The sequence below is a fragment of the Streptomyces sp. NPDC054849 genome (assembly GCF_053610945.1).
The window spans coordinates 86683-97491 of the sequence record NZ_JBSGZI010000021.1 but is presented as its reverse complement, the minus strand read 5'-3'; the positions used below and the strand labels follow the sequence as shown (position 1 = coordinate 97491).

Here is a 10809-nt window from a genome sequence, read left to right as displayed (position 1 = left end):
CCCGGAGGACCGGGCGGCCAGTCCTCTCGAGCCATCAACGGCACACAGCCATCAGCCACACCCGGTCCTCCCGGACCGCCTTACATTCTTAGGGACACAGTCATACCGGGCCCGGAGGCCAGCGGCCCCATTGCAGGACCGCGAAAAAGATAACGGGGGGGGGAGCCGGCGCTGCGCGCACGACAGCCACCCGCCGTCCCCGCGTCCCCCTCCGTCGGAGGCGAGGGCGGCGATGGGAGCGCGACAGTCACCCGCCGTCCCGGCGTACCCCTCCGCCGGAGGCAACCGCACCGCACCTGCGCCGCGACGCCGCCCGGGTCCCGGACCCCGTCCGACCCAGGCATGATGTGTCCATGGCAGAACTCGTACGCGGGCTGGTGGGGGCGATCCTGCGCAACGGCCTTCTCCTGGCGGTGGAGGTCGGTGCGATCTGGCTTCTACGCGGTCCGGAGTGGTCCTGGATCCCGGTCCTGCTGGCCGTCTTCGTCGTCGGCGCCGCCGTACCGCACGGCACCGACGCGGAGTTCGTGGCCCGCACCGCCGTCGCACTCTTCGCGGTCGGGATCGTGGTGCTCGCCGGGATCACCTGGGAGCGGCACACCCTCCGCGATCGCGGCCGGGAGGAACAGGCCGTGGTCGCGGAACGCACCATGGTGCAGGACGGCTCCGGCCACACCCCGTCGCTGCGGCTGCGCACGGCCGCCGGCCGAGCACTGCCCGGTCCGGTGGCGATGGACCTGCCGGTCGGCGCCCGCCTGACGGTGACGGTGGACCCGGACGGTCCGGCGTGGTCCGTGGGCGGACGCCCGGCCCGCCCGCTCTGGCAGGCGGCCGGCACCACGGCCCTGCTGGTGCTCCAGACCGCCACCCTGGGACGGCTCTGCCTGCGCCGCCCCCGGGCCTGAGGGGCTTCGTCGAAGACCCGTCCGCCGGCCGACCCGCCCTTCGGGCGGCCGAGGCTTCTTCGACGGCACGCCCTAGTGCTTGATGATGTAGGAGCAGCCCTTCGTGGTCTTGACTCCGTCGCTCTCCGCGACCGTCTTGCCGTCGACCTTGATGACGCAAGGAGCCTGCTGGAGCTTGCCGTCGGCGCCTGTGATCGTGCCGGGGACGACGTTCACCAGGTATCCCACCTTCTGCTCCGCGGCGGTGAGTTCTGCGGTGCCCGACTTCGACCACGGCAGGGTCTGCTGCTCGAAGCCGCTGCCGATGCCGCTGAACATGATCGCCGTCTTGCCGGTGCCGCCGACCTGCAGAGTCACCTCGTGCGTCGCGCCGCCGGGCTTGGCCGTCGGCTCGGACGACGCGGGGCTGTGCGAGGCCGACGTCGTGCTCTTGTCGAAGGCCGGCTTCGGGATGTCGCTGCCGCAGCCGGTGAGGAGCACCGCCGCCGCCGTGCCCAGCATCATCCCGGTCATCGTCCTTCGCATGTTCCCGTACCTCGTTCTTGTTCGTCGTGCGTCGTTCGTCGTTCGTTCGAACACAGGGATGTCATCACATCCCTTGCCGGTTCCGCACGTTGGCTTCGAAGCGTGTGATCGAAAACAATGGACGCATGACGACACGCGCCCGTTCCTTCGACGCCGCCGCCGCTTCGTACCGCGCGCACCGGCCCGGCTACCCCCCGGCGCTGTTCGAAGCAGTCGAGGAGCTCGCCGGACGGCCGCTCGCCGGGGCCCGGGTGGCCGACGTGGGGGCGGGCACCGGGATCGCCACCACGCTGCTGCACGACCGCGGGGCCGACGTCGTCGCCGTGGAGCCCGGGGACGGCATGGCCGAGGAGTTCCGCCGGGCGAACCCCGGGATCCCGGTCGTGCGCGGGGACGGGGACCGGCTTCCGCTGGCGAGCGGCGCGTTCGACCTCCTCACCTACGCCCAGGCATGGCACTGGACCGACCCGGACCGCTCCGTTCCCGAGGCCCGCCGCGTGCTGCGGCCCGGCGGCGCCCTCGCCATCTGGTGGAACGACACGGACGCCACCGTCCCGTGGATCGCCGAGCAGGAGGAGCGGCTGCGGGCCTTCTTCGGGGCCCAGGGGGAGAGCCTGCGCACCCTGCCCCGGGGGCTCGGCGCGTTCACCACCCGCTCCCTGCGGTGGTCCCGGCGGATCACGCTGGACGCCCATCTCGCCAACCTCGCCAGCCACTCCGCCTTCCTGGTGCTGGGCGAGGCCGGCACCCGCGCGTACTTCGCCGAGGAGCGGGAGCTGCTGGCCCCGCTCTTCCCCGACGGCACGGTGGAGGAGCAGTACGTCGTGACCCTCGGCGTCGCGCTGGTGTGACGCGGGCCCGGCCGCCGCTCCCGACGGCGCGCCGTGGGCGCAATGGCAGCACTCGGCAGGGCGTCGCGGCTCCTCAGCGGCGCTCGGCAACGGCCCTTCGACGACGTTCTGCAACGGCGCCCTTCAACGACGCTGCTCGACGACGCCTGTCGACGACACTCTTCAACGACCGCCCTCGCCGCTGAAGGGACGGAGGACCTCCGCCCGGCAGGCCGACGGCGTTCCCCACGCGTCCCGCAGCGGGCGGGCCTTGCGCAGCCACAGGGACAGGTCGAGCTCCTCCGTGTAGCCGACGGCGCCGTGGAGCTGGAGCGCCGTCATCGCCGCCCGGTAGGACGACTCGCCCGCCGACAGTTTGGCCGCGGCCACCTCACCCGGGGCCGGCGACAGTCCCGCCGCCCACACCAGCGGGCGGGCGAACTCCAGGGCGACGAGGGTGTCCGCCAGCCGGTGTTTGACCGCCTGGAAGGACCCGATCGGCGCCCCGAACTGGGTGCGCTGCTTCACGTACTCCACCGTCCTGGCCAGCAGCGCCTCGCCGACGCCCAGACACTGGGCCGCCGTCAGCAGCCGGGCCCAGCGCCCGGCCACCGCCGCCGCCCGCGCCACCTCCGGGCCCGACGCCAGCAGTTCGCCCCCGACCGCGGACGGGATCGACAGCCGCCGCGTCGGGTCCGTCGAGGCCCGGCCCGGACCGGTCCCGGCCGCCAGCCGCAGCTCGCCCGCCTCCGACACCGTGAAGCAGTACGTCGCCGCGTCCGCGTCCAGGGCGTACGGACCGCAGCCCGGCAGCGTCAGCGTGGCCGAGGTGCCGCCCGCGATCAGTCCCGGGAGGAAGCGTTTCGCCGGCCCCTCGTCCGCCAGCTCCGACAGCAGCACCGACACGGCCGCCGTCTCCACCACCGGGCCCGGCACCCCGGACCGGCCCAGCTCCACGAAGCCGAGGGCCGTCTCCAGCGGAAGCAGGCCCGCACCCCCGTGGGCCTCCGGCGCGGCCAGCGCGAACAGGCCCGTCCCCGCGAGCCGGGACAAGAGCGCCCGCCCGGGCCTGTGCTCACCGTCCGCCCAGGACCGTGCGGTCGCCGGAACGTCCGCCGCGCCCAGCAGGGAGCGCAGCGTACGGGCGAAGTCCGACTGCTCCTCGGTCGGCAGGAAGCGCATCAGCGGCGGCCCTTCGGGAGACCGAGCAGCCGCTCGGCGATGATGTCGCGCTGGATCTCGTTCGTCCCCGCGTAGATCGGTCCTGCCAGGGAGAAGACCCACGGCTCGGCCCACTCGCCGTCCGCGAGCTCCGCGTCCGCGCCGAGCAGGTCCAGCGCCGTCTCGTGCAGGGCGATGTCGTACTCCGACCAGAACACCTTGTTCAGGCTGGACTCGGCGCCGATCCTCCCGCCCTCCGCGAACCTGGACGCGGCGGCCCAGGTGAACAGCTCGTACGCCCGCGCCCCGACCACCGCGTCCGCCACCCTGTCGCGCAGCGCGGTGTCGCACGGGTCCCCCTGCGAGCGCCACAGCGCGACCAGCCGGCCGGCCGCGGCCAGGAAACGGCCGGGGGAGCGCAGGGTCAGCCCCCGCTCGTTGCCGGTCGTCGACATCGCGATCCGCCAGCCCTGGCCGGGCTCCCCGATGACGTCCTCGTCCGGTACGAAGACCTGGTCCAGGAAGAGCTCCGCGAAGGCCGGCTTGCCGTCGAGGCGGCCGATCGGCCGTACCGTCACCCCAGGCGCCCGCAGGTCGAACATCAGGTACGTGAGCCCCTGGTGCGGTTTCGGGGTGTCCGGGTCGGTGCGGAAGATGCCGAAGGCGCGGTCCGCGAAAGCCGCCCGCGAGGACCAGGTCTTCTGCCCGGACAGCAGCCAGCCGCCCTCCGCGCGGACCGCCCGCGACGACAGCGAGGCGAGGTCGGAGCCCGACTCCGGCTCCGACCAGGCCTGCGCCCAGATCACCTCGCCGCTCGCCATCGACGGCAGCACGCGCGCCCGCTGCTCGGCCGTCGCGTGGTCGAAGAGGGTCGGCGCGAGGAGGTTGATGCCGTTCTGCGAGACCCGGCCGGGTGCGCCGGCCGCCCAGTACTCCTCCTCGAAGACCAGCCACTTCACGAGGTCCGCGCCCCGGCCCCCGTACTCCTCGGGCCAGGACACCACCGCCCAGCGGTCCGCGTGCAGCAGCGCCTCCCACTCCCGGTGCGCGGCGAACCCCTCCGGCGTCTCCAGGGAGGGGAGCGGGGATGCGGGGACCCGGGCGGCCAGCCAGTCGCGCGCCTCGGCCCGGAAGGCCTCCACCTCCGCCGTCTGGGTCAGGTTCATCGTGAGGTCCCTCAGGTCCATCAGGTGTTCGCCTCCTTACAGGGCAGCGGTGTCCGTGCCGCCGGGAGCATGACGAGCGAAGCTTCCCTAACAAGTGTTTGGTAGGTTAACCTACGCGTATGAGCAGCGTCGAGGACTTCCACACCGGGCTTCGGACCGAGCGGACCCCCGGCCTTCCCGAGGAGGTACGGGCGTGAACGCGTCTCCCCCCGACTACGTCGCCGGTCACGGACTGCTGAAGGACCGCACCGCCGTCGTCACCGCGGCCGCCGGCGCCGGCATCGGCGGAGCCACCGCCCGCCGCTTCCTCGAAGAGGGCGCCCGCATCGTCATCGGCGACGCCCACGCCCGCCGCCTCAAGGAGACCGAGGACGCACTCGCCACCGAGTTCGGGGCGGACCGCGTCACCTCACTGCCCTGCGACGTCACCGACGAAAACCAGATCCGGGCCCTCTTCGCGCTCGCCGAGCAGACCCACGGCCGCCTCGACGTCGTCGTCAACAACGCCGGGCTCGGCGGCACCGCCGCCCTCGTCGACATGACCGACGCCCAGTGGTCCCACGTCCTCGACGTCACCCTGAACGGCACCTTCCGCTGCACGCGCGCCGCGCTGCGCTCCTTCAGGGCGGCCGGCGCCGGCGGGGTCGTCGTCAACAACGCCTCCGTCATCGGCTGGCGCGCCCAGACCGGCCAGGCCCATTACGCCGCCGCCAAGGCCGGCGTGATGGCGCTCACCCGCTGCGCTGCCCTGGAGGCCGCGGAGTTCGGCGTACGGGTCAACGCGGTCGCCCCGAGCCTGGCCATGCACCCGCACCTGGTGAAGGTCACCAGTGAGGAGCTGCTCGCCGAACTCACCGCCCGCGAGGCCTTCGGCCGGTACGCCGAGCCCTGGGAGGTCGCCAACGTCATCGTCTTCCTGGCCAGCGGCTACTCGTCGTACATGACGGGCGAGACCGTCTCGGTCAGCAGCCAGCACCCGTAGCACCAGAATGGGCGCGTGCCAACGAACAAGAAGAAGCCACAGGTGACCGCGTCGCCCGAGCGCCGCAGGGAGCTCCTCGACACCGCCGCCGAGGTCTTCGCCGCGCAGGGCTACAACGCCACCACCGTCCGCAAGATCGCCGACGCCGCCGGCATGCTCGCCGGCAGCCTCTACTACCACTTCGATTCCAAGGAATCGATGCTCGACGAGATCCTCTCCGCCTTCCTGACCGAGCTGTGGGAGGGGTACGACACCGTCCTCGCCGCCGGTCTCGGCCCCCGGGAGACCATCGAGGCCCTCGTCACCGAGTCCTTCCGGGAGATCGACCGGCACCGCGCCGCCGTCGCGATCTACCAGAAGGAGTCCCGCACCCTCTCCGCGCAGCCCCGTTTCCACTACCTGTCCGACTCGCAGCAGAAGTTCGAGAAGGCCTGGCTGGGAACGCTGGAGCGGGGAGTCGCCGCCCAGGTCTTCCGCGCCGACCTCGACATCCGCCTCACCTACCGCTTCGTGCGCGACACGGTGTGGGTGGCGGCGTCCTGGTACCGGCCGGGAGGACAGCACAGCCCCGAGGAGATCGCCCGCCAATACCTGTCGATGGTGCTGGACGGGATCGCCGTACGCGCCTGACGATCAGAGGAGTCCCGATGCCCGAGGCCTACATAGTCGAAGCGGTGCGCACCCCGGTGGGGCGCAGGAAGGGCGGCCTGTCCGCCGTCCACCCGGCCGATCTGGGGGCGCACGTCCTGAAGGCGCTGGTCGAGCGGTCCGGAGTGGACCCGGCCGCCGTGGAGGACGTGGTGTTCGGCTGCCTCGACACGGTCGGGCCGCAGGCCGGGGACATCGCGCGGACGGCGTGGCTCGCTGCGGGCCTGCCGGAGGAGGTGCCGGGGGTCACCGTCGACCGCCAGTGCGGTTCCTCGCAGCAGGCGGTGCACTTCGCGGCCCAAGGCGTCCTGTCAGGGACCCAGGACCTGGTGGTCGCGGGCGGCACCCAGAACATGTCGATGATCCCGATCGCCTTCGCCTCGCGGCAGGCGGCGGAACCGCTGGGCTTCACCGAGGGCCCGTACGCGGGCTCGGCCGGCTGGCGGGCCCGTTACGGCGACGCCCCGGTCAACCAGTTCCACGGCGCCCAGCTGATCGCGGAGAAGTGGGGCATCACCAGACGGGACATGGAGGCATTCGCGCTGCGCTCCCACCGGCGGGCGCTGCGCGCCATCGACGAGGGCCGCTTCGACCGCGAGACGGTGGCGTACGGGCACGTGACGGTGGACGAGGGCCCGCGCCGGGACACCTCGCTGGAGAAGATGGCGACACTGAAGCCGGTGGTCGAGGGCGGCACCATCACGGCGGCCGTCTCCTCCCAGGTCTCGGACGGCGCGGCGGCGATGCTCATCGCCTCCGAGCGGGCGGTACGGGAACACGGTCTGCGCCCGCGCGCCCGCATCCACCACCTCTCCGTCCGGGGCGAGGACCCGATCCGCATGCTGTCCGCGCCGATCCCGGCGACGGCGTACGCGCTGAAGAAGACCGGCATGTCACTGGCCGACATCGACCTGGTGGAGATCAACGAGGCCTTCGCCCCGGTGGTGCTGGCCTGGCTCAAGGAGACCGGGGCCGACCCCGAGCGGGTCAACGTCAACGGCGGTGCGATCGCCCTGGGCCATCCGCTGGGCGCGACGGGGGTGAAGCTGATGACCACCCTCCTGCACGAGCTGGAACGCACCGGCGGCCGCTTCGGCCTCCAGACGATGTGCGAGGGCGGCGGCCAGGCCAACGTGACGATCATCGAGCGGCTGTAGGCGCGGGCTCCAGCCGCCCCGGCGTCGCCGACCGTTCGGCCATGCGGGTGATTTCCTTCGGGGAGGGCGGGGAGGGCGGAGGCGTGGCGGAGGGGTGGGCGGAGGTGACGGACACCGCCGCGGAAGCGGGGCGGGGCCGCCTCCGGCCAAGGCGGGCCGGGCTTCCCGGCCCCCCGGCGGGCCTCGCCGCAGGGGTGGACGGTCGCGGTCCGGGGGCGCGGAGGGCGCAGGTCACACCCCTGCGGCCACACTCCCGCCGTGAGGTGTGCTAGCTTAGAGCTCGTTGCAGTTGTGGTACCCATGAACTTTATGTGCGCCTGACGGGAATGATCCTCAGGCGCTTTTATTGTTTTGCCGGAATCTCCGGATGGGGCCCTTTGCCGCCTATTCAGGAGATTTAAAATGGCACTTGGCACCGTGAAGTGGTTCAACTCGGAAAAGGGCTTCGGCTTCATCGAGCAGGACGGTGGCGGCCCGGACGTCTTCGCCCACTACTCGAACATCGCCACCCAGGGCTTCCGTGAGCTCCAGGAGGGCCAGCGCGTGTCCTTCGACGTGACCCAGGGCCAGAAGGGCCCCCAGGCGGAGAACATCCTCCCCGCCAACTAAGTATTCCAGCTCGCCGGGGTCCGCACCGTGAGGTGCGGGCCCCGGCTTGTCTGCTGTCTCGACCTTTGTTTTACCTGCCGGTTTCAGGAGGGCATTTCCGCATGACCAGCTCCAGCTCCGCACGACCCAGCCGCCGCCCCACCCGGGGCCGAGGTGCGGCCCAGGGACGTCCGAAGGCTGGCGCGGGACGGCAGAAGTCCGCCCCCGTGGCCAGGCCCCAAGAATTCACCATGCCCGAACCGATCGCCCCGGCCCTTCCGCCGGTGCCCGCGTTCGAGGACATGGACATGCCCGAGGCGCTGCTGAAGACCCTCGCCGCCCAGGGCGTCACCGAGCCGTTCCCCATCCAGGCCGCGACGCTGCCGAACTCCCTCGCCGGCCGTGACCTGCTCGGCCGCGGCCGTACCGGCTCCGGCAAGACGCTGGCCTTCGGCCTGGCGCTGCTGGCCCGTACCGCCGGCCGCCGTGCGCAGCCGAAGGCGCCGCTCGCGCTGGTCCTCGTACCGACCCGTGAGCTCGCGCAGCAGGTCACCGACGCGCTGTCTCCCTACGCCACGGCCGTCAACCTGCGCATCGCGACCGTCGTCGGCGGCATGTCGATCAACCGGCAGTCGGGCGCCCTGCGCCGCGGCTCCGAGGTGCTCGTCGCCACCCCCGGCCGTCTGAAGGACCTCATCGACCGCGGTGACGCGGACCTCTCGCAGGTCTCGATCACCGTCCTCGACGAGGCGGACCAGATGACCGACATGGGCTTCATGCCGCAGGTCACGGCGCTGCTCAAGCAGGTCGAGCCCGACGGCCAGCGCATGCTGTTCTCGGCGACGCTCGACAAGAACATCGACAAGCTCGTCAAGATGTTCCTGACCGACCCGGTCGGCCACTCCGTCGACCCGTCGGCCGGTGCGGTCACCACCATGGAGCACCACGTCCTGTACGTCATGGACGAGACCGACAAGAAGGCCGTGGCGACGCGTATAGCCGCTCGCGACGGCCGGGTGATCATGTTCGTGGACACCAAGCGCGGCGTGGACCGCATGGTCAAGAAGCTCCTGGCGGACGGCGTCCGCGCCTCCGGCCTGCACGGCGGCCGTTCCCAGCCGCAGCGCAACCGCACCCTGGACTGGTTCAAGACGGGCGAGGTCACCGCGCTGGTGGCGACGAACGTCGCGGCGCGCGGCATCCACATCGACGACCTCGACCTCGTCGTCAACGTGGACCCGCCCAGCGACCACAAGGACTACCTGCACCGCGGCGGCCGTACCGCCCGGGCCGGTGAGTCCGGCAGCGTGGTCACCCTGGTGCTGCCCGACCAGAAGCGGGACATGACCCGCCTGATGTCGGACGCCGGGATCAACCCGCGCACCGCGCAGATCAAGTCCTCCGACGAGGAACTGTCCCGGCTGACCGGCGCCAAGGAGCCCTCGGGCATCCCGGTGGTGCTGGACGTCCCGCAGCCGACCGCGCCGAAGCCCCGCAACGGGGCGGGGTCGGGATCCGGTTCGGGCTCCGGCTCGCGCCGCCGCTCGGGCGCAGGCGCGCGTACCGGTTCCGCCACGGGCGGCGCCCCGGCGACCGGCGGCGGCCGTGGCCGCCGTTCCGGTGGCGGCGCCACCACGCAGGCCCAGGCGGCTTCCGGGGCGGGCCAGCCCCGCCGCGGCGGCCAGGGCGGCGGCGGGGCCACCGGCTCCGGCGAGCGCGGCCGGCGTACCGGTGGCGGCGCCACCGGTGGTGCGGCCGCGGCTTCCGCGCGCAGCAGGGTCGGCTCCGCGGGGCAGGGCCGCCGCCGCGCGGTCTGACCCTCCGGGGCGACGCAGGACGTACCACCACGACGCAGGACGTACGACGACGCCGGGCAGTGCTTCGCGCACTGCCCGGCGTCGTGCTGTCCGCTCGCGGCGTCAGCGGACCATCTTGTCCTGCAGCTTCGCCAGCGTCCGCAGGTCCAGGCCGAGGCCCTGCGTCAGGTAGCCGAAGAAGCCGCCGTAGTCGGCCTCCATCTGCGCGGTCGCCGCGTCCAGGTAGTCCTGGCGGACCTCTTGGAGCGGGATCAGCAGGTCGGGGTTCTGCATCCGCCCCGACTGCTTGAGGCCCGCCCGCACCCGGGCGTCGTAGGCGGCGCGGAAGGTGTTCGACGCCAGGTAGTCGCGCTCGGCGGTGTCCTCGGGGACGGCCAGGGCGCGCAGCAGCACGTAGCTCATCCAGCCGGTGCGGTCCTTGCCGGACGTGCAGTGGTACAGGACCGGGCCCTGCCGGCCGTCCGCGATCTCCCGCAGGGTCGCCGCGAACTGCGCCCGGTTCTCGGGGCTGCTCACGAAGGTGCGGTAGATCTCGCGCATGTAGGCCTCGGCGCGGCCGCCGCCGAGCATCTGCTCCTGTGTGACGGGGTCGCCACTGCCGATCGCGCCGACGAGGGTCCCGTACAGGCCGAGGTCGCTGACCGGGCGCGAGGTGGGGGAGAGTCCGGTGGGCAGCCGGTCGGCACCGTCGTACTGGAGCTCCATCGGGATGCGGAAATCCACGACCTTCGTGAGGCCGAGACCGGAGACGGTGGTGACGTCCGCGTCGGTCAGTTTGCTCAGTGCGTCGGAGCGGTAGACGAGCCCCTGGCGGACCTTGCCGCCGGTCCAAGTGCGGTAGCCGCCGACGTCACGGACGTTGACGGCGCCCTGGAGGGCGATCTGGCGAATCGTTTCAGCTTGCTGCTGGTGGTGCCGGGCACTGACCCCGGCGCCGGGTGCCGCCCCCCCCGACGCGGCGGCGGGGCGGGTGCCCAAGGCGAGTGCGGCGGCCGCCCCCGCCGGGGCCCCGCGGGTTAGGGCACCGCGC

Annotated in this window: 11 protein-coding genes; 7 read left to right on the top strand and 4 right to left on the bottom strand. The window is 72.5% G+C overall.

Features of this window, described 5'->3' with window-relative positions; genetic code table 11:
- The first annotated feature begins 353 nt into the window (after nt 1-353).
- On the top strand, nt 354-905 hold the full coding sequence (locus ACWGIF_RS12775; protein WP_453495225.1) for a hypothetical protein: 552 nt from the start codon (nt 354-356) through the stop codon (nt 903-905).
- Between the two features lie 72 nt (nt 906-977).
- On the opposite strand, the gene ACWGIF_RS12770 is transcribed toward ACWGIF_RS12775, so the two are convergent.
- The gene (locus ACWGIF_RS12770; protein WP_453495222.1) at nt 978-1430 is read right to left on the bottom strand and encodes a hypothetical protein; all 453 of its coding nucleotides are present in this window, start codon (nt 1428-1430) and stop codon (nt 978-980) included.
- A gap of 125 nt (nt 1431-1555) precedes the next feature.
- Here ACWGIF_RS12770 and ACWGIF_RS12765 point away from each other — a divergent pair, with 125 nt between their 5' ends.
- Nucleotides 1556-2281, top strand: coding sequence for a class I SAM-dependent methyltransferase (locus ACWGIF_RS12765; RefSeq protein WP_453495219.1), 726 nt, complete (start codon nt 1556-1558; stop codon nt 2279-2281).
- A gap of 162 nt (nt 2282-2443) precedes the next feature.
- On the opposite strand, the gene ACWGIF_RS12760 is transcribed toward ACWGIF_RS12765, so the two are convergent.
- The gene (locus ACWGIF_RS12760; protein WP_453495216.1) at nt 2444-3442 is read right to left on the bottom strand and encodes an acyl-CoA dehydrogenase family protein; all 999 of its coding nucleotides are present in this window, start codon (nt 3440-3442) and stop codon (nt 2444-2446) included.
- Nucleotides 3442-4587 carry an acyl-CoA dehydrogenase family protein gene (locus tag ACWGIF_RS12755; RefSeq protein ID WP_453495251.1) on the bottom strand — a complete coding sequence of 382 codons (1146 nt, stop codon included), beginning with the start codon at nt 4585-4587 and terminating at the stop codon, nt 3442-3444. Before ACWGIF_RS12755 ends, ACWGIF_RS12760 begins: the two co-directional genes overlap by 1 nt.
- Before the next feature lie 193 nt (nt 4588-4780).
- Here ACWGIF_RS12755 and ACWGIF_RS12750 point away from each other — a divergent pair, with 193 nt between their 5' ends.
- The 5 genes from ACWGIF_RS12750 (at nt 4781) to ACWGIF_RS12730 (ending at nt 9779) form a co-directional block, all read left to right on the top strand.
- Nucleotides 4781-5569, top strand: coding sequence for an SDR family oxidoreductase (locus tag ACWGIF_RS12750; RefSeq protein WP_453495213.1), 789 nt, complete (start codon nt 4781-4783; stop codon nt 5567-5569).
- Nucleotides 5570-5584: 15 nt separating this feature from the next.
- Entirely contained in the window at nt 5585-6199 is a 615-nt protein-coding gene (locus ACWGIF_RS12745) for a TetR/AcrR family transcriptional regulator (RefSeq protein ID WP_453495210.1), read from the top strand.
- Between the two features lie 17 nt (nt 6200-6216).
- Nucleotides 6217-7374 (top strand): acetyl-CoA C-acetyltransferase, encoded by a 1158-nt coding sequence (locus ACWGIF_RS12740; RefSeq protein ID WP_453495207.1) that lies wholly within the window; start codon nt 6217-6219, stop codon nt 7372-7374.
- A gap of 402 nt (nt 7375-7776) precedes the next feature.
- Entirely contained in the window at nt 7777-7983 is a 207-nt protein-coding gene (locus ACWGIF_RS12735) for a cold-shock protein (protein WP_030707191.1), read from the top strand.
- 101 nt (nt 7984-8084) lie between these two features.
- Nucleotides 8085-9779: a DEAD/DEAH box helicase gene (locus tag ACWGIF_RS12730; protein WP_453495204.1), complete on the top strand. Its 1695-nt coding sequence runs from the start codon at nt 8085-8087 to the stop codon at nt 9777-9779.
- A 102-nt stretch (nt 9780-9881) separates the two neighbouring features.
- Here ACWGIF_RS12730 and ACWGIF_RS12725 read toward each other — a convergent pair.
- The coding region (locus ACWGIF_RS12725) for a tyrosine-protein phosphatase (protein ID WP_453495201.1) at nt 9882-10809 on the bottom strand (928 nt) is incomplete at its 5' end.

Coding starts and splice junctions, on each gene's coding strand:
- ACWGIF_RS12770 (WP_453495222.1), bottom strand. CDS start 1,430: ATGCGAAGGACGATGACCGGGATGATGCTGGGCACGGCGGCGGCGGTG.
- ACWGIF_RS12735 (WP_030707191.1), top strand. CDS start 7,777: ATGGCACTTGGCACCGTGAAGTGGTTCAACTCGGAAAAGGGCTTCGGC.
- ACWGIF_RS12755 (WP_453495251.1), bottom strand. CDS start 4,587: ATGAACCTGACCCAGACGGCGGAGGTGGAGGCCTTCCGGGCCGAGGCG.
- ACWGIF_RS12730 (WP_453495204.1), top strand. CDS start 8,085: ATGACCAGCTCCAGCTCCGCACGACCCAGCCGCCGCCCCACCCGGGGC.
- ACWGIF_RS12740 (WP_453495207.1), top strand. CDS start 6,217: ATGCCCGAGGCCTACATAGTCGAAGCGGTGCGCACCCCGGTGGGGCGC.
- ACWGIF_RS12765 (WP_453495219.1), top strand. CDS start 1,556: ATGACGACACGCGCCCGTTCCTTCGACGCCGCCGCCGCTTCGTACCGC.
- ACWGIF_RS12775 (WP_453495225.1), top strand. CDS start 354: ATGGCAGAACTCGTACGCGGGCTGGTGGGGGCGATCCTGCGCAACGGC.
- ACWGIF_RS12760 (WP_453495216.1), bottom strand. CDS start 3,442: ATGCGCTTCCTGCCGACCGAGGAGCAGTCGGACTTCGCCCGTACGCTG.